At 67.6% G+C, this 17,473-nt stretch carries 17 protein-coding genes; 7 read left to right on the forward strand and 10 right to left on the reverse strand.

Annotated features, from left to right (window positions below):
* Nucleotides 1-49: 49 nt before the first annotated feature.
* Together ACWDXS_RS04645 and ACWDXS_RS04650 are read right to left on the reverse strand one after the other, a co-directional pair.
* Entirely contained in the window at nucleotides 50-457 is a 408-nt protein-coding gene (locus ACWDXS_RS04645) for an SRPBCC family protein (RefSeq protein ID WP_378990117.1), read from the reverse strand.
* A gap of 41 nt (nucleotides 458-498) precedes the next feature.
* Nucleotides 499-1,641 (reverse strand): epoxide hydrolase family protein, encoded by a 1,143-nt coding sequence (locus ACWDXS_RS04650; RefSeq protein ID WP_449962039.1) that lies wholly within the window; start codon nucleotides 1,639-1,641, stop codon nucleotides 499-501.
* Between the two features lie 63 nt (nucleotides 1,642-1,704).
* Here ACWDXS_RS04650 and ACWDXS_RS04655 point away from each other — a divergent pair, with 63 nt between their 5' ends.
* Both ACWDXS_RS04655 and ACWDXS_RS04660 read left to right on the forward strand, forming a co-directional pair.
* Nucleotides 1,705-2,697, forward strand: coding sequence for a helix-turn-helix transcriptional regulator (locus ACWDXS_RS04655; RefSeq protein WP_449962042.1), 993 nt, complete (start codon nucleotides 1,705-1,707; stop codon nucleotides 2,695-2,697).
* A 60-nt stretch (nucleotides 2,698-2,757) separates the two neighbouring features.
* On the forward strand, nucleotides 2,758-4,017 hold the full coding sequence (locus ACWDXS_RS04660) for an MFS transporter (protein ID WP_449962045.1): 1,260 nt from the start codon (nucleotides 2,758-2,760) through the stop codon (nucleotides 4,015-4,017).
* A 17-nt stretch (nucleotides 4,018-4,034) separates the two neighbouring features.
* Here ACWDXS_RS04660 and ACWDXS_RS04665 read toward each other — a convergent pair whose 3' ends face one another.
* Nucleotides 4,035-5,255, reverse strand: coding sequence for an AI-2E family transporter (locus ACWDXS_RS04665; protein WP_449962048.1), 1,221 nt, complete (start codon nucleotides 5,253-5,255; stop codon nucleotides 4,035-4,037).
* Nucleotides 5,256-5,323: 68 nt separating this feature from the next.
* On the opposite strand from ACWDXS_RS04665, the gene ACWDXS_RS04670 reads away from it, so the two are divergent.
* Nucleotides 5,324-5,692 carry a VOC family protein gene (locus tag ACWDXS_RS04670; protein ID WP_449962051.1) on the forward strand — a complete coding sequence of 123 codons (369 nt, stop codon included), beginning with the start codon at nucleotides 5,324-5,326 and terminating at the stop codon, nucleotides 5,690-5,692.
* A gap of 77 nt (nucleotides 5,693-5,769) precedes the next feature.
* Here ACWDXS_RS04670 and ACWDXS_RS04675 read toward each other — a convergent pair whose 3' ends face one another.
* Nucleotides 5,770-7,605 carry a glycoside hydrolase family 15 protein gene (locus ACWDXS_RS04675; RefSeq protein WP_378990106.1) on the reverse strand — a complete coding sequence of 612 codons (1,836 nt, stop codon included), beginning with the start codon at nucleotides 7,603-7,605 and terminating at the stop codon, nucleotides 5,770-5,772.
* A gap of 218 nt (nucleotides 7,606-7,823) precedes the next feature.
* Here ACWDXS_RS04675 and ACWDXS_RS04680 point away from each other — a divergent pair, with 218 nt between their 5' ends.
* Nucleotides 7,824-8,009, forward strand: coding sequence for a hypothetical protein (locus ACWDXS_RS04680; protein ID WP_378652994.1), 186 nt, complete (start codon nucleotides 7,824-7,826; stop codon nucleotides 8,007-8,009).
* Here ACWDXS_RS04680 and ACWDXS_RS04685 read toward each other — a convergent pair.
* Nucleotides 7,999-9,000 carry an AraC family transcriptional regulator gene (locus ACWDXS_RS04685; RefSeq protein ID WP_379313797.1) on the reverse strand — a complete coding sequence of 334 codons (1,002 nt, stop codon included), beginning with the start codon at nucleotides 8,998-9,000 and terminating at the stop codon, nucleotides 7,999-8,001. The genes ACWDXS_RS04680 and ACWDXS_RS04685 overlap by 11 nt on opposite strands.
* Nucleotides 9,001-9,258: 258 nt before the next feature.
* On the opposite strand from ACWDXS_RS04685, the gene ACWDXS_RS04690 reads away from it, so the two are divergent.
* Nucleotides 9,259-9,993, forward strand: coding sequence for an ATP-binding cassette domain-containing protein (locus ACWDXS_RS04690; RefSeq protein WP_449962056.1), 735 nt, complete (start codon nucleotides 9,259-9,261; stop codon nucleotides 9,991-9,993).
* 21 nt (nucleotides 9,994-10,014) lie between these two features.
* On the opposite strand, the gene ACWDXS_RS04695 is transcribed toward ACWDXS_RS04690, so the two are convergent.
* Nucleotides 10,015-10,446 (reverse strand): MarR family winged helix-turn-helix transcriptional regulator, encoded by a 432-nt coding sequence (locus ACWDXS_RS04695; RefSeq protein ID WP_378990102.1) that lies wholly within the window; start codon nucleotides 10,444-10,446, stop codon nucleotides 10,015-10,017.
* A 114-nt stretch (nucleotides 10,447-10,560) separates the two neighbouring features.
* Between ACWDXS_RS04695 and ACWDXS_RS04700 the strand changes: the two genes are divergently transcribed.
* Complete coding sequence (locus tag ACWDXS_RS04700; protein ID WP_449962059.1) at nucleotides 10,561-11,688, forward strand: NADH:flavin oxidoreductase; 1,128 nt, start codon at nucleotides 10,561-10,563, stop codon at nucleotides 11,686-11,688.
* Between the two features lie 24 nt (nucleotides 11,689-11,712).
* Here the strand turns inward: ACWDXS_RS04700 and ilvD are convergent, their stop codons facing one another.
* Nucleotides 11,713-13,404, reverse strand: coding sequence for a dihydroxy-acid dehydratase (ilvD, locus tag ACWDXS_RS04705; RefSeq protein WP_378990100.1), 1,692 nt, complete (start codon nucleotides 13,402-13,404; stop codon nucleotides 11,713-11,715).
* 63 nt (nucleotides 13,405-13,467) lie between these two features.
* Nucleotides 13,468-14,316, reverse strand: coding sequence for an acyl-CoA thioesterase domain-containing protein (locus ACWDXS_RS04710; protein WP_449962062.1), 849 nt, complete (start codon nucleotides 14,314-14,316; stop codon nucleotides 13,468-13,470).
* A 164-nt stretch (nucleotides 14,317-14,480) separates the two neighbouring features.
* On the opposite strand from ACWDXS_RS04710, the gene ACWDXS_RS04715 reads away from it, so the two are divergent.
* Complete coding sequence (locus tag ACWDXS_RS04715) at nucleotides 14,481-15,743, forward strand: hypothetical protein (protein WP_449962065.1); 1,263 nt, start codon at nucleotides 14,481-14,483, stop codon at nucleotides 15,741-15,743.
* Here the strand turns inward: ACWDXS_RS04715 and ACWDXS_RS04720 are convergent.
* Nucleotides 15,721-16,491 carry a hypothetical protein gene (locus tag ACWDXS_RS04720; RefSeq protein WP_449962068.1) on the reverse strand — a complete coding sequence of 257 codons (771 nt, stop codon included), beginning with the start codon at nucleotides 16,489-16,491 and terminating at the stop codon, nucleotides 15,721-15,723. The genes ACWDXS_RS04715 and ACWDXS_RS04720 overlap by 23 nt on opposite strands.
* A gap of 42 nt (nucleotides 16,492-16,533) precedes the next feature.
* Entirely contained in the window at nucleotides 16,534-17,466 is a 933-nt protein-coding gene (locus ACWDXS_RS04725; RefSeq protein WP_449962071.1) for a fatty acid desaturase family protein, read from the reverse strand.
* Nucleotides 17,467-17,473 lie beyond the last annotated feature (7 nt).

A 17,473-nucleotide genomic window follows, 5' to 3' on the forward strand; every position in this document is an offset into this window, starting at 1 on the left:
CAGCGCCACCCCGACCCGACTGGAGCCTCTCGGTGCATGGCGCGGGGTGTTAGCGGCTGGTCTCCATCGTCTGCTTGAAGATGGTCAGGCCGTGGTCCATTGCCGCGCCCATCGGGACGGCGAGGTCGTCGGGTTGGACGTCGTGGATCCAGACGAATCGGCTGTGGCCGTCACCGTGGGGGAAGACCTGCATCGACGCGTTGTCGTGGGTGGGCCGCATGGTGTCGCCGATGACGGAATAGGCGATTCGGCGTGATTGCTCGTCGAAGGCGATGAGGCGCTCGCGAACGACTGTTCCGTCGGCGAAAGTGGCGGTCCTGACCCCGGGCTCGACGAGTCGGCTGTCGGTGACGAATCCCGGGGCCATCCGGACAGGGCCGTCGGTGAAGTCGCTGATGACCGCCCACACCTGTGCGGGGTCGGCGTCGATGAGGATCTCTTTGTGCACGGAAGCCATGCTCTGTGTCGCTTTCTGTCGTGGGTGTCTGTGAGGAGGCGTTATCGCCGGAAGTCGCGGAAGGTGGCGCGCAGGTCGTCGATGATCAGGTCGGGTTCCTCCATGGCCGCGAAGTGGCCGCCGCGATCGAATTCAGTCCAGCGCACGATGGTGTGGTTGCGTTCGGCGATGCGACGGACGGGGACACCGAGGTCGTTCGGCAACACGGCCACCGCGACCGGCACCTCGGTCGCGGGCTCGGGCCGGCCCCACGTCGCGGCGCCCTCGTAGTAATAGCGCGCCGAGGAACCAGCGGTGCCGTTGAGCCAATAGATCATGACGTTGGTGAGCATCGTGTCACGGTCGACGGCGTCCTCGGGGACATCGGTCGAATCGGTCCAGTCCTTGAAGCGCTCGACGATCCAAGCCAGTTGCCCCACGGGGGAATCGGTGAGCGCGTAGGACAGTGTCTGCGGGCGGGTGGCCTGCAGCATCGCGTACGCGCCGAGTTCGTACTGGGCGCGCTGAGCCAGCTGGAGGGCCCGCTTCTCGGCCGGGCTGTCGAGATCGGCCGTCTCGGAAGTGACGGTGGCCGAGGCGATCATGGTCACGTGCAACGCCACGAGGTGGTCGGGATCGAGCACCGCCAGTTCGCGCGAGATGGCAGCACCGGTGTCCTCGCCGTGGGCGGCGTAGCGCTCGTAGCCGAGTCGGCGCATCAGCTCGGCCCAGGCTCGCGCGGCCCGGCTGGTCGACCAGCCGATCGCGGGACCGGACAACCCGAAGCCGGGAATCGTCGGCACTACCACGTCGAACGCGTCCTCGGCCCGGCCGCCGTGCGCGACCGGATCGGTCAGCGGCCCGATCACGTCGAGGAACTCCACGATCGATCCGGGCCATCCATGGGTGAGGATCAACGGCATCGCACCGGGTTCGGCCGACCGGACATGGAGGAAATGCACAGCGTGACCGTCGATCTCGGTGCGGAACTGCGGGAACGCGTTGAGGCGCGCCTCCTGCGCTCGCCAGTCGTAGGTGGTGCGCCAGTACCGCACGAGTTCCTGGGTGTAGTCGAGCGGAATACCCTGCGCCCAGCCGACCCCGGTCACACCGTCGGGCCAGCGGGTGTCGTCCAGACGTCGATGGAGATCGTCGAGCTGGGACTGCGCGACGTCGATGCGGAAGGGAGTGATTGCTTCGCTCATGAAAACCACGCTACGAGACAGTTAGGACAGGTTCTGCCCTAGCAGTGGGGAAGAATGCGAACTGTGTTGGAAACTTCGACTCGCCTCCTCGAACTGCTGTCGTTGCTGCAAACGCCCCGGGTGTGGACCGGCGCCGACCTGGCCGAACGCCTCGAGGTCGACGCTCGCACGGTCCGTCGCGACATCGACAAGCTGCGCACCCTCGGCTACCCGGTACACGCGGTGGCCGGCACCGCCGGATACCGGTTGGGCGCGGGCACCAAGCTGCCACCGCTGCTGCTGAACGACGACGAGGCGGTCGCCGTTGTCCTCGGACTGCGCACGGCCGCGGGCGGATCGGTCACCGGCATCGAGGAGAGTTCGCTACGAGCGCTGGCGAAACTGGAGCAGATCCTGCCGCCACGGCTGCGACACCGGGTCTCGGCGTTGCACGCCGCGACCGTCACCGTGCCCGCCGGAACCGCAACGGTCGACCCCGAGGTACTGACCGCGATCGCCGCCGCGATCCGAGACCACGAACAGCTCCGATTCGACTACCGCACCCACGACGGCGCCGAGGTCCGGCGAACAGCCGAGCCCCATCGACTCGTGCACACCGGGCGGCGCTGGTACCTGGTCGGCTGGGACGTCGAGAAGCAGGACTGGCGCACCTACCGCGTCGACCGACTCCGCCCGCGAATCCCCACCGGGCCACGCTTCACCCCACGCGAGGCGCCCGAAGTCGACCTGGGCGGGTGGGTATCGCGCGGTGTCAGCACCTCCGCCTACCGCTATCAGGCCCGCATCACGCTGGAGGTGTCGGCGGCCGTGGCGGCGGATCGCATCCCGCCGACTGTCGGAGTCATCGAAGCGATCGACGAAGGGCACTGCCTGCTGCGCACCGGCTCGAACTCGCTCGACGAAATAGCGGTCTACACCGGGCTTTTCGGCTTCGGATTCCACGTACACGAACCGCCCGAACTGATCCAGCACCTGCGCGCGCTGGCTGACCGAGTCACCGCGGCCATCACACCATGCGACGACCCGCGGGGTTCGGGGCACAGCGCATCGCGCTGACCGACGGTGCCGTCCGTTTTCCGCCGGATCCGAAGCGGCGCGATTCCTATCGTCGGTGCCATGGACAGCGAACGGATTCCGGAGATTTCGACCATTGCGTTGCGCGCGCCGGTGGTGTGGTTCATGGCGCTGGCCGCCGCGCTGGCGACCGCGAGTGTGTACCTGCTGCAACCGGCCGTCGCCGAGGTCGCCGGATCGCTGGACACCTCCGCGGCGGCGATCGGCACCGCGTTGGCCTGCGGCCCGATCGGCTATCTGGCGGGGTTGGTGTTGCTGGTGCCGCTGGTGGACCGGTTCGCGCCCCGCACCGTGGTGGCGGCGCAGTTCGCGGCGCTGGCGCTGGCCTCGGTCGCCGGGGCGGCGGCCCGTTCGCCGTTGACCTTGGGGATCGTCCTCGGGGTGGTCGGCGCGGGATCGGCGGTCGGAGCCCAGTTGAGTTCGGTGGCAGGGCGGTTCGCGGCCCCTCGTCGGCAGGCCACGGTTCTGGGGATCGTCACCGCGGGCATTTCGGCCGGAATCCTCGCCGGGCGCATCGTCGGTGGCTGGCTCACCGAGATGATCGGTTGGCGCGCAATGCTGCTGGTGTTCGTGGTGCCCTGTGTCGTGGTGGCGGCAGTGTCGTATGTGGTGCTGCCCGCGGTGCGTGGGCGGGCAGCTACCGGATATCTGGATACGGTGCGGGGGATGCCCGGCCTGTTCGCCCGCTTCGCCGCGTTGCGCTGGGCGGCAGCGCGAGGCGCGCTGTGGTTCTTCGCGTTCTGTGCGGTGTGGGCTGGGCTCGCGGTGGCGCTGTCGCAGCCGCCGTACTCGTATACCCCCGAACGGATCGGCCTGTATGCCTGCGCGGGGCTGGCGGGCGTCTTCGCCACCAGGATCGCCGGCAGCTGGACCGATCGAGTCGGCCACCGGAAGGTGATCCTGGTCGGTCTCGCGCTCGCCCTGAGCTCGGTCGTGGTCTTGTCCGTCGCGCTGTCGAACACCGTGGTGACGCTGATCTGTCTCGGCCTTTTCGACGCCGGACTGTTCGCCGCGCAAGTCGCCAATCAGAGTGCGGTGCTGGCCATCGATTCCTCCGCGCCGGCTCGCTTCAACAGCGCCTACATGTCCGTCTACTTCGTGGGAGGAAGCCTCGGCACGGCGTTCGGCGCGGCGGCGATCGGCTGGTTCGGCTGGGTTGGTTCGGTCGCTGCCGCCGCGACCGCCACGGCAGCGGCGGGCGTGGTCGCCCTGGCCGATCGGTCGCGCATCGGCGCGGATTCGTTCGGTGTCGGAGTAGGCGAGGACGGCCGCGATCGTGCGGAGATTTCGGGCGGACGCTGAGCCGGATGCGCGCGGGGTTAGGTGCTGGGGTCGGGCGCTGCTCCGGAGCCGGATGCCGGCGAGGCCACCGCGGCCTCGCCGGTCTCGGCTTCGTCGGCATCGGGCGCGTCGACTGCTGGTTGTGCTCCGGTGGCTATGTCGATCTGCTCGCCGATGTAGCGAATGATCACCGCGATCATCGCCACGACGGGCACGGCGAGGAAGGCCCCGGTGATGCCGTAGAGCGAGCCGCCCGCGGTGACCGCGAGCAACACGATGACGGCGTGGAGTTCCATGCTGCGGCTTTGCAGGACCGGTTGCAGCACATTGCCTTCCAGCTGCTGCACCGCGATGACGATGCCGAGCACGATCAATGCCGTGGTGAGCCCGTTGCCGACCAGCGCGACGAGGACGGCGAGCGCACCGGCGACGAACGCGCCGACCATCGGGATGAATCCGCCGATGAAGGTGATCACCGACAGCACCAACGCCAGTGGCACATCGAGGATGAACAGCGACGCGCCGATGAGGACGGCGTCGACCATGCTGACGATCGCCTGGGTCCGGATGAAGCCACCCAGAGTGGCCCACACCCGCTCCAAAACGGCTTCGACGTGGCGGCCGCTGCGGTTGCCGAACACCTGATGCATCCAGGGCAGAAAACGCGGCCCGTCCTTCAGGAAGAAGAACACCAGCACCAGGACCAGGAACAGGGTGATCAGTAGCGATGTCGCGGTGGACACGCCGGTGAACACACCGTTGGCGATCTGTGCGCCGCTGGACTGGAGTCGTCCGATGATCGCCTCGACCGCGGAATCGAGTTGCTCGTCGCGGATGCGCAGCGGTGGTCCCTGGATCCAGCCGCGTACCTGGTTGACCCCGTCGGTGGCCTTGTCGGCGAGCTGCGGTGCTTGATCGGCCACCGAGGGCACGATCGAGGCGACGACCCCGGCCAGCAGTGCGACGAACCCGAGTAGCGTGATCGACGCGGCGAGCGCGGGTGGCAGTTTGCGCCGGATCAGCCAGCGGGTCAGGGGCCACAGGATCGTGGTCACCACGACCGCCAGTGCCACGGGCAGGATCACCACCCAGAGCCGGGCGGTGATCGTGCCGAGTACCCATGCGCCCGCCGCGATCGCCACGATGCACAGCGCCCATTTGGCCAGCCACAGGATCCCGCCACCGATCACGTCCCCGCGTTCACGCGAAGGCTTGTCGTTCGGTTGCGCCCCACTGGTTTTCTTCACCGGCCCGCTCACGTCGCCCAGTCTGGCACGTGCGCCGCGTCCATCGGAACTTGTCGGTGCCACGGCCTAGCGTTTCGTCCATGTCGGAAACCATCACTGTCGGCGGCATCACCATCGACAGCAACGATCCCGCCGAACTGGCCGAGTTCTGGAGCTCCGCCCTCGGTTACACGGTCCTCGTCGACTCCGGGGACTACATCATGATCACCCCGCCCGGCGTCGGTTTCGGGGAGGGGCGTTATCTCGCGTTCCAGCTGGTTCCTGAAACCAAGGAGACCAAGAACCGGGTGCACATCGATTTCCAGACCACGGCTCGCGCGGCCGAGGTCGCCCGGCTGACGGCACTGGGAGCCACGGTCCACGGCGAACACTCGCTGCCCGGTTTCGCCTGGACCGTGCTGCAGGACCCGCACGGCAACGAGTTCTGCGTCGTCGCCGCCGAGAGCTGAGCGAAGTGGCATGCTGTGCACAATGGCATGAAGTGCATCCTGCGCTGTCTGACGTGTTCGCATAGTGGGTGAGCTGATCAGTCCGGCGCGGGCTCGGCCTCGGCGCGATCGAGTTCTTCGTCCAGCGCGATGGCAGCGGCGATCAGGGCCAGGTGGGTGAAGGCCTGCGGGAAGTTGCCCAGCTGCTCACCCGAGGGACCGATCTCCTCGGCGAACAACCCGACGTGGTTGGCGTAGGTGAGCATCTTCTCGAACGCGTAGCGGGCCTGTTGCAAGCGGCCGGTCCGGGCGAGGGCCTCGACATAGAGAAAGCTGCACAGGTTGAAGGTGCCTTCGGTGCCGAGCAGGCCATCCGGTGACGCCTCGGGGTCGTATCGGTAGACCAGGCTGTCGCTGACGAGTTCCTTGTCCATGGCGTCGAGGGTGCTCAGCCACATCGGGTCGGTGGGGGACAGGAATCTCATCCGGGGCATGAGCAGCAGCGAGGCGTCCAGGACGTCGGTGGCGAAGTGCTGCACGAACGCTTGGCGTTTCTCGCTCCAGCCGCGGTCGATGATCTGCCGGAAGACCGCGTCGCGTTCGGCGGTCCAGCGGACCACGTCGGCGGGCCTGGCTTGCGCGTTCGCCATGCGGATGCTGCGGTCGAAGGCCACCCAGGTCATCAGGCGGCTGTAGGTGAATTCCTGGCGGCCGCCGCGGGTTTCCCAGATGCCCTCGTCGGGGCGATCCCAGTTGTTCGCGAGCCAGTCGACAAGGCGGCTGAATGTCCGCCAACCGGCGATGGCGGCCATATCGGTCCCCTGCGCCAGCGCGTCCGCTGCCTCGCCGTAGATGTCGAGCTGGATCTGGTCAGCTGCGCCGTTGCCGACCCGGACCGGCGCCGAACCCTGGTATCCCTCCAGGTGGGGCAGCGTTATTTCGTCCAGGCGTGGGTCGCCGTCGACGCGGTACATGATCTGCAAGGGTTCGCCGGAGGCGGTGCCGCCCGCGTCGACCCGGTCGCGCAGCCAGCGACGGAACGCATAGGGCTCCTCGGTGAAGCCGAGGTCGCTCAGCGCCCGCACCGACAGCGAGGCGTCGCGGATCCAGGTGTAGCGGTAGTCCCAATTGCGTTCGCCGCCGATTTGTTCGGGCAATCCCATGGTGGCCGCGGCGATCGGCGCGCCGGTCGGGGCGTAGGTGAGCAGTTTGAGGGTGATCGCGGACCGATTGACCATGTCCCGCCAGCGCCCGCGGTAGGTGGACGAGCGCAACCAGGTCTGCCAGAAGCGACGGCACTGGTCGAACTCGTGGGCGATCGTTGCCCACATCGGTGCCGACGAGAAGTCCGCGCCCGCGGGAGCGGTGGTCAGCACGACCGCGGCTCGCTCACCGGCGGACAAGGTGAATCGCGCGGTGATGTCGGCGCCGTCGGGGTGCAACGCGATCGGGTCGGTGGATTGCAGGTGCAGATCGGCGATGCCGGAACGGAAGACGGCGGTGCGTTCATCGACTCGGTCGAGGGTGTGGGTGGCGCGGGCATAGTCGAACCGGGGGCGGCAGGCGAGAGTGAACGTGAAGCTTCCCCGCACCACCCGCGCGAATCGCACCAATCTGTGCCGGTCGGCGGGTTCGGTGCCGCGAATCGGCTCCATGAAGTCGGCGACCTCGCCCACGCCGTCGGGTCCGGAGAACCGCGTCAACAGAATGGCGGTGTCGGGCAGGTACAGCTGCCGGACGGTCACCGGGTTGGTGGTGTCGACGGCGAGCGAGCAATGTCCGCCCTTCTCGCTGTCGAGCAGCGACGCGAACACACTCGGTGAATCGAACCGTGGCGCGCACCACCAGTCGATCGTTCCGGCGGCCGATACCAGCGCCGCTGTCTGCAGATCACCGACGATGCCGTGCTCGTCGATCGGCGGGTACGAGTTCACGAACACTCCTCGCCTCGGACCGCCGTTCGCGCGGTCGGCGAGCTTCAGCCAACCAGCGAACGGCGGCGTCGGCCTCATCCGGAACGGGTGAATCCCGCGCCTCGGAGCTGAGGTTGGCGTGTTCGGCACGAGATTGGCGCGTTCTGTTCTTGTCGTGGCCGCGAGGTAATTCGACACTTACGTTCGGATGGTCGGTGAGTGAACGATGGGAGTGTGCGGTGACAAGGGAGAGTGCCACTGTCTACGTGATTTCCGCGCTGGAGTCGAAAGGAACCGCGACCCGCGATGACTTCGACGTAGCCGGTATCGTCGCGACGTTCCGCGATCTCATCGACGGGTGGGACTTCCGCTTGCTGGAGCGGGAAACGTTCTGGCAGATCGCCTCGACCTACCTCAGGACGTGACGTTGCGAACCGGAGGCGAACCCGTTTCCCAGCGCCGGGCAGCCCGGCGCAGCGAGCCCGCGTCGGAGTAGCCGAGCAGTTCCGCCTGCTTGGTGCCGCTGAGCGAGCCTCCGGACGCCGCTCGCGACAACCTCGCGCTGCGGGCCCGGTCCAGTTCGGCCCGCCAGGTGGTGCCGGATTCGGCCAGCCGCCGCTGCAACGTGCGAGGGCTGATGTTGAGGATCTGGGCGACACTGTCGAGCGAGACCGCCCCGCCGTCGATGGCCTCGTCCACCGCGTCGGCCACTCGTGCGGGCCAGGCCGAGGCAAGGGTCGGCGGTGGCGCCAGGGCGGCGGCCAGCGGTTCCAGAACCGCTGCCAGGACGGGATCAGCGGTGGTCAGGGGAAGATTCAGGTCCGCGGAGCGGAAAGTCATCGAGTCGGCCGGTGCGTCGAATTCCAGTGTGGCGGAGCCGAAGACGGCACGAAAGCGGTCCACGTGCGCGGGAGCGGCCTGACGCAGTGAGACACGCACCGGGTTCAGCGGATCGTCGACGACCCGGCGCGCGCGGCTCAGGACGGCCGACAGGCCCCACAGCTGGGTGTGGTCCCTGCCACGGCCTTCGCCGTCGAGCATCTCGAGGTACAGGGTGGACTCGTCCTCGGTCTCGGTGACCAGGTCGAATCGGTGATTGGTGGTGACCGCGGTGATGTAGGGACCGCAGGTGGCCAGCCCGGCTCCCAGCGTCGGCGCGGACGCGAACAGATAGTCGTACAGCCCGAGGCTGGACAGCTCGTAGCGCTGGGCCACCTGCAGCGCGACGTCCGGGCCGAGACGATGTTCGCCGACCTCCCACAGCCGGGAGAACGTCGCACTGGGTAGATGCACGTCGTGGCCGGTCATCGTCCAATCCGGGACCCCGGTGTCCCGGATCAGCTGCGCACGATCGAGCCCGGCTGCGCCGAGCTGGGAAATGACGAAACGGTGCAGCAAGCTCTGGTCGGTAGCCATGACGTCTCCTCGTGGCAGCGCGCCGATCTGCGAACGTTTACGTCAGCCGCGGGCGTCGACCGATAGGGAGAGTCTGTCGGCGAACGTCTCGGCGCTTCGTGATCGGCACCTCGTGTTTGATCCGGTTCTACCAGTTCCGCGCAGGTCGCGAAAGCAATCGCGAATCTGGTCGGCAATCATGGCAGCGGTCGCGCGATGGGCTCCGATGGCATCCGGCGAACGGTGGATGCTCGGTACTCGAGCGTGCCATGGTGAGTTGTGACCGTGGAACTGTGCTGCCTGACCGTCCGTGTCGACACCGCGCGGTGGAGCGAAACCGTGCTCACGGAGGTCGATCTGGTGGTGCCTGCCGGTCAGATCACCGCTGTGCTCGGTGGGCCCGGCGCCGGAAAGTCCATGGCCGCTTCGGCTCTCGCGGGACGATTGCCCGCCGCCGCGCAATCTTTGGGCCAGGTCTTGGTCGACGGTGTGGCTGTCGACGGTCAGCAATGGGCGGCCTTGCGTGAGGGCGTCGTGGGCTATGTGCCGCAAGAAGGTGTGACGGCATTCGACTCGGGCAAGACGGTAGGCGCCCAATTGCGGGCGTTGGAGCGGCGCCATCGAGCGTGGAGTGTCGAGCGAGCGTGCGCCGCCGCACAGTATCCGGCCGAGGCCTCGGACCTTCTCCCACGTCAGCATTCGGGAGGTCAGATCCAGCGCGCCGCGCTCGCCGCCGCGTTGCTGCCGGCTCCGCGCGTCCTCATCGCAGACGGACCGACCAATTCTCTCGACCGGGCGACGGCGTACGGGGTGTGGCGATCATTGCGCGATTACGCCGACTCCGGTGCGGCGGTACTCGTGGTCAGCAACGAGGTGCAGATGCTGACTCACGGCCGCGTCGCCGACCGAATGGTGATCCTGCACGCGGGCCGGGTCCTCGCCGCGGGAACGACCGCAGAGCTCGGAAAGTCGACCGACACTTTCGTGCGGACCCTGCTCGGGTCGTCCTTCTGACGCGGCGCCGCGATCGGCAGCTCAGTCGGCGCCGGTCACGAAAACACGCTCCAGCAGGGCGAACAGGCAATCTCGATCTCGGTCACTGAGCTTCTTCAGGCCGTCTTGCGTCGACTGCATCTTCGCACGGATCGTATCGGTGACGCGCTCGCCCTCGGGCGTGATGACGAGGTGGGTGACGCGCCGGTCGGACGCGCTGGCCTCGCGGCGCACGAGGTCGCGCTTCTCCAGCCGGTTGATGATCCCGGTGACATTGGACGCGTCGCAGGACAGGGTCTCGGCCAGGGCGCGCATCGCAACAGGCCCTCGGCGCAGCACCGTCAGCGTTTTGCCCTGACTCGCCGTGAGGTTCTCGCTCGCCGCCGCCGCGGTGAAGTCCCCGTAATAGACGCCGAGCGCCACCGAGAGCAGCTCCATGAGCTGGGCCGTATCGACGCGCGCAGCTTCTTCCATGAGGGTCAGCTTATCCGCAGAAACTTGACTATCTCAAATATCTGCCTCTAGCGTGGGGGCATTGCTTGAAGTTCTCAACCTTCGACTTTGTCAAGTACCTCTGAGGAGTATCCAGTGATCGTCACCCAGTCCGAGGCCTCCCGCACGGCGGAGATCCTGTCGCGGCCCGTCACACTGAACGGCCTGACTGTCCCGAACCGCATCGTGATGGCGCCGATGACGCGGATGTTCTCGCCCGGCGGTGTTCCCGGTGACGATGTTCGGTCCTATTACGCCCGCCGCGCCGCCGCGGGTGTCGGTCTGATCGTCACCGAGGGAACCTACGTCGGCCATCAGTCGGCCGGGCAGAGCGACAGTGTGCCGCGGTTCCACGGTGAGGAGCAGTTGGCGGGGTGGGCGAAGGTCGCCGAGGACGTCCACGCGGCGGGCGGCACGATCGTGCCGCAGCTGTGGCATATCGGCATGGTGCGCAATCAGGGCGAGCAGCCCTATGTCGACGCGCCCGCCGTCGGCCCCTCCGGCATTCGCGTCGACGGCACCGAGGGCACCGGCAAGGCGATGACCCAGCGTGACCTGGACGACGTCATCGGCGCCTTCGCCGAGGCCGCCGCGGCGGCCGAGCGTATCGGTTTCGACGGCGTCGAACTGCACGGTGCGCACGGCTATCTGCTCGATCAGTTCCTCTGGGAGCGCACGAACCGCCGCGACGATGTGTACGGCGGTGACGCGGTGGCCCGCACGCGGTTCGCGGCCGAGCTGGTGGGCGCCGTCCGCGCGGTCGTCTCGCCCGAGTTCCCGGTGATCTTCCGTTACTCGCAGTGGAAGCAGGAGGCCTACGACGCCCGCCTGGCCGAGACGCCGCAGGAGCTGGAGGCGATCCTGGCTCCGCTCGCCGCGGCCGGTGTAGACGCTTTCCACGCCTCCACCCGCCGCTACTGGCTCCCGGAGTTCGACGACTCGGAGCTGAACCTGGCGGGTTGGACCAAGAAGCTCACCGGTAAGCCCACCATCACCGTCGGATCGGTCGGCCTCGACGGTGATTTTCTCCGTGCGTTCTCGGGCCAGGGTGCCGAGCTCGGCAGTCTCGACAACCTCCTCGATCGCATGGAGCGCGACGAATTCGACATGGTCGCCGTCGGTCGAGCCCTTCTCCAGGACCCGGAATGGGCCGCCAAGGTCCTGGCGGGGCGGATCGACGAGGTGAAGCCCTACGACGGGACGGCGCTGAAGACGCTGAGCTGAGCGATTCTCGCCGAGGCGGCGCCGTCAGCCGGTGACGGCGCCGTGTGCGGCCGAGCTGACGAGCTTGCGGTACTTCGACAGCACCCCCGAGGTGTATCTGGGCGGCAGCGGTTCCCAGCCGACCTTACGGGCGGCGAGTTCGTTCTCGTCGATCTCGACGTCGAGGATGCGGTTGGCGACATCGAGCACGATCGGGTCGCCGTCGCGGACGAAGGCGATCGGGCCGCCGTCCACCGCTTCGGGGGCGACATGCCCCACGCACAATCCGGTGGTGCCGCCGGAGAACCGGCCGTCGGTGAGCAGCAGAACGTCCTTGCCGAGGCCTGCGCCCTTGATCGCGCCGGTGATGGCGAGCATCTCGCGCATGCCGGGTCCACCCTTGGGCCCCTCGTTGCGGATGACGACGACATCACCGGCCACGATCGTGCCGTCCTCGAGTGCGTTCATCGCGCCACGTTCTCCGTCGAACACCCGGGCCGTGCCGCGGAAGACATCGGAGTCGAAACCGGCGCTCTTCACGACGGCGCCCTCGGGTGCGAGCGAGCCGTGCAGGATGGTGAGCCCGCCGGTACGGTGGATCGGCCGGTCGAGGCGGCGGATCACGTCGCCGTCGAGGCCGAGCTCGATGTGGGCGAGATTCTCGGCCATGGTCGCGCCCGTGACGGTCATGACGTCGCCGTGCATGAGACCGGCATCCAACAGGGCCTTCATCACGACGGGGATGCCGCCGACCCTGTCGACGTCGTTCATGACATAGCGGCCGAACGGCTTGAGATCGCCCAGGTGGGGCACCTTGTCACCGACCCGGTTGAAGTCGGCGAGGGTGAGGCCGACACCGGCTTCGCGGGCGATGGCCAGCAGGTGCAGCACGGCGTTGGTCGACCCGCCGAGTGCCATGACGACGGTGATGGCGTTCTCGAACGCCTCCATCGTCATGATGTCGCGGGCCGTGATCCCCTTGCGCAGCAATCCGACGACGGCCTCGCCGGACTTCTCGGCGAAGTCGTCACGGCGACGGTCCGGGGCAGGCGGTGCGGCCGATCCGGGCAGGCTCATTCCGAGTGCCTCGGCCGCCGAGGCCATGGTGTTGGCCGTGTACATGCCGCCACACGCGCCTTCGCCAGGACAGATCGCCCGCTCGATGCGGTCGACCTCGGCGGGGGTGATCAGACCTTTGATGCAGGCGCCGACAGCTTCGAACGCGTCGATGATCGTGACGTCCTTGCCGTCGATATTGCCGGGCAGGGTCGAACCCGCGTAGAGGAATACGCTCGCCAGGTCCAGTCGCGCGGCGGCCATCAGCATGCCCGGCAAGCTCTTGTCGCAGCCGGCGAGCAGCACCGAACCGTCGAGGCGCTCGGCCATCATCACGGTTTCGACGGAATCGGCGATGATCTCGCGGCTGACGAGTGAGAAATGCATCCCCTCGTGGCCCATCGAGATGCCGTCGGAGACCGATATCGTGCCGAACTCGAGCGGGAAACCGCCCCCGGCGTGAACACCGCGTTTGACCGCCTTGGCCAGCCGGTCGAGCGACAGATTGCACGGTGTGATCTCGTTCCAGCTCGAGGCCACACCGATCTGCGGTTTGACCCAGTCTTCGTCACCCATGCCGACCGCGCGGAGCATGCCACGAGCGGCGGTCTTCTCGAGTCCATCGGTGACATCGCGGGAGCGTGGCTTGATGTCGACGGGCTGATCGGTGTCGTGTGCCATAGCGCAAGCCTACGAGGCCGGGCAATGAAATCGCCACGACGGCGCAGCTATGGGCGGTGCGAACTACTCCGCGGCCATGGCCGATGACGAAGCCCCGATAGCGCTCAGGTCCGCTGGGCCCCGGGTGTTGGCGAGGGAACTGACTGTCGCGGTACCGAATACGCCTTTGCGGTCATAGATCGCCGCGGTGCCCAGCGCGATGCCGTCCTGTGCCAGCCGGTCCAAGCCGACCAGCCCGGCTTCGTCCCCTTCCGGAAGCCTGGTCAACGTCAGCGTGGCATCGGCGTTGATGTATTCCAGGCCATGGCTGCCGAGGTTGGTGACCACATTCGTCACATCGGCGAGTCCCGCGACGAACTGGAACGGCGTCGGTTGCTCACCGACCACGACCGCGATCGGGCGGTGCCAGATCCCCGTGCGGGCCGCGTTGTGGTGGGTGTGGACATCGGGACTCCATCCTTGTTCCTCGCTGAAGTACACGCGATCCTGATCGGGCGAGGGTTCGCGGTCGGCAGGCGGCGGATCCGCGGCCGTCTCCGGCGACCAGCAGATGCCGTGCGGTGTCGGGCCGGGGCGCAGATACAGCGCGCCGGCCCGAGCCACGGCTCGGCCGTCTTGGATCAGCGTCGCATCGAACAACGACAATCGGCGGCCGTCGCGGATCACTTCGACACGAGTTGTGCAGGGCCGCATGAACACCGGGCGGAACAGGTCGAGCGTCCACCGCACCGGCCGCAAGTCGCTCCGTTCGCGAACGATGAGCTCGCGCTCCACCGCACGCGCCAGGACCGCGCCGACAGCCATCCCGCGTAGCTGTCCACCGATCCATCCGCTGCTCGCCTCGGGTTCGGGATGGAGTACCTCGGCGCCACCGATCGGATCGGATTGTGCGCGAAAGAATGCATGGCTCACCGGCGGACTCCTCAGGCATGGGCAGTCTCGCCGAACGCGCGGCACCGGTGGCGCGCGACTGACAGATGCCCGGATCTGAGAGTCGGCGATTTGTCCATGATGCGGCCATCGGGAGGGGACGGCTACTCAGGCGTGGAAGATCACAGGGTGCGTTAGGCTCGGATATGGCTCACCGATCGGTTGTTCTCGGTGCGATGCTGACCGCGGTGTCGTTGCTCTGCGCGTGCACTGTGTTCGGCCGCGGCGAAAGTGATCCGCCTGCCGTGCGTGACGCGGATGTGCTGGTGTCGATCGCTGAGTCGGCGGGGTTCCTGGAGACCGGCCGTGTCGGGAGCCGACGTGTTCCCTTCTTCGAATTGCGGCGCGACGGTACGGTTTTCACCTACGTGGACGACGGTGCCGAGGAGAGTGTGTTCGGCGTGTACTGGGCCCGGCTCACCGAGGACGGCATCGAGCAGGTTCGCGCGTGGTTCGACGAACTCTCCTTCAACGATGCCCACTACCGCGAGTTCTCGCCGCCGACGGACCAGCCGACGACGGTGGTGTACGCGAACTTCGATGGGCCGGTGGGTGTCTCGGTCTACGGCCTGGACACCGACTCCCGCACGCATTCCGGCAATCGCGAGATGCGCAGGTTGGGGAATGTGATCGATCGTTTGCGAGCGCTGCCCGATGACGAGCAGCTCACGGTGCAGCGTCGTGCGCCGTACACGCCGACGGCCCTCGATATCGCGTTCCAGCCCGCGGTCTCACCGGACGACGAGCCGTTGCCCGAGCCGACCAGATGGCCGTTCGCCCTCCCGCTCACGCAGCGCCCCTTGGGCGTCGGCGGCTACGGCAGAGCGCTGTGCGCCACTGTCGACGGTGCCGAGGCTGCCACGATCGTCGAGCTCATGGCCGGACACGACGAGGACACCCCACCGCATTGGACCACCGGGGCGGCACCGGGGTCCGGGCAACCCACCTCGGTCCTGGTGACGGCGAACGCGCTCCTGCGCGGTCGATCCGGGTGCAGCGCGGCGGCGTCGGACCCGGCGTCGTCGAATCGTGTCGTCGTCGAGCCGCTCCAGGACGTGGTACTCGCCGATCCGTCGGGCTGGCAGGGCCGCTATCCGGCCGACCGGTTCACCACCGCGACCAGCTTGGAACTCTATGCGGCGGTGCCGATTCTGGTCCGCGATCTCGAGGCCAGGGAAACGGTCGAGGACGCGGACGGCACCAGCGACAGCACCGAACTCCACGTGCCGACCGGCTCGGACCTCACCTGGTACGACTACGAATTCGTGGCAGCGGAGGCGGGCGGATCCCGCTACCTCGACCTGTCGGCCCGCTACCAGGGCGTGGCTCCCGATCCGTGGGAGCCACCGACCTGGCACGCCCGCATCGCGCTCGGCCCCGAGACCGTCACCAACCTCGACCTGCATTGACCCGCTGCGAACCCGTCGCTGCTGTCGGATGCCGGATCCACACATTGGGCTCCACATAGACCGCGACACCGTGCTCGACCGAACAGGACACCGGGGCCAGTGCTGTGGGTACGAGCACCTGCCCGCTGGTGCCGAACGGCAGGCCGGTCCACGCACGCCATTCCGCCAGCGTCCCAGGAATAACCATGGATCGCGGTGCGATCTTGTCGATCGTGCCGCCGGCCCGGACGTGTACACGCAGCCATGGGTCGACCGGCAGCCCATCCGCCCTCGTCAGCCCGGCGTAGACACTCATCGGTTGTTCGATGTCGGTTTTTCCGGTGGGGCGCACCGGCGCCACGAGCTCGGCGAATCCGAGCCGAGCGGCGTTGTCCCGCAGAGCGGCAAGGATTTCCGCGCTCAGCCCGGTGCCCAGCCTGCTCGGTTCGACGACGATCTCGATCGCGGACACCGTGTCGGGCTGTGCGCCCGTCGCCGAGGTATGGATGGCGCGGCGAATCGCACCGTCCCAGCCGTCGTCGGGGAGGTCGGCCGCACCGAGCCGGAACGGGACGGAATAGGCTCGACCCACCACCTCGCCCGCCTCGTCCTGGCAGACCAGGATGTAGTCGGCGAACCGATCCAGCATCGAGTAGTACAGGCTGCCGACGGGGTCGTGGCGCATGAATTCGGGCCAGGAGTCGGCCATTGCGGTGAAGGCGTCGTACAGGTCGGGGCGGTCCGCGAGAACCGAAATCGTCAGCGGCATGGATCTACGATGCCTCACCCGGCGCCGCGAAATCGAGCGAAATCAGGTCAGTTCGATCGGGCCGCGGAGTTGACGGGCAACCGCGCGGAACCAGCCGAGGTGGTAGTGAGCGCCTTCGGAGTCGAATCGGGAACGTAGCTCGTACCAGCGCAGGCCGGGGTGGCGGTGGTGTACGTCGTGCAGATTGAAGCTGAGGGCGAAGCGCTCGAGGGTGCGGGGCAGGCGCAGATTCATTGCCGCTCTGGGCGATTCGAGGTCTGTGCCGTAGTGGTAGGCGTTGTCGGAGAGGGAGATGATGAGGGCGCGGCCGCCGAGCGCGGCGAGCAGCATCCAGCCGTGCACGCCGTAGGCGAGGAACGCGACGGTGTGGATGACGACGATCGCGGCGGCGTCGGTGCGGAACTTTCCCAGAACCACCGGCTGGGCGACTCGTTCGAGTACAAGACCACCGACCGAATCGGGTGCGTCCACTCGACGTCCCAGTGCGCGAATGGTTCGCTCGGGCATCGGCGCGAGCAGGAGCGCGAGCACTTCGAGCAGGTACAAACCGCCGAACAGTTTCAGATAGAACGGGGGAGCGGCGGACCGCCGAGTGGTCGTCGCCGGGTCGTAGATCTCGCTGCGCTCGCGAACCCGGCTGTATCGATGGTGGAGCAGGTGGCCCACTTTCAGCATCGCGAAGGGCGATCCGTACACCACCGCCAGCATGCGTCCCATCCGGTCGTTACGGGTCCGATTCCGTAGCAGCGACCCGTGAACGGCCTCGTGGATCAGTGACCAGAACGGCGTGATGGTCAGCGTCAGCGGCACCAGGGCCCAACCCCACGCGGCATCCACGGGGAGCAGCACCAGCGGGATCACGAACAGCTGGGTGCCGCCGATTGTCAACGCGAGCACGATGAGTCGCACATTCACCAGGTCACCGCCGGCAGTGCGCGGCACATCGGAGGGGCGCGGGGTGCGAGTTCGAGTCATGGTGCAG

The organism is Nocardia sp. NPDC003183, from assembly GCF_053590715.1.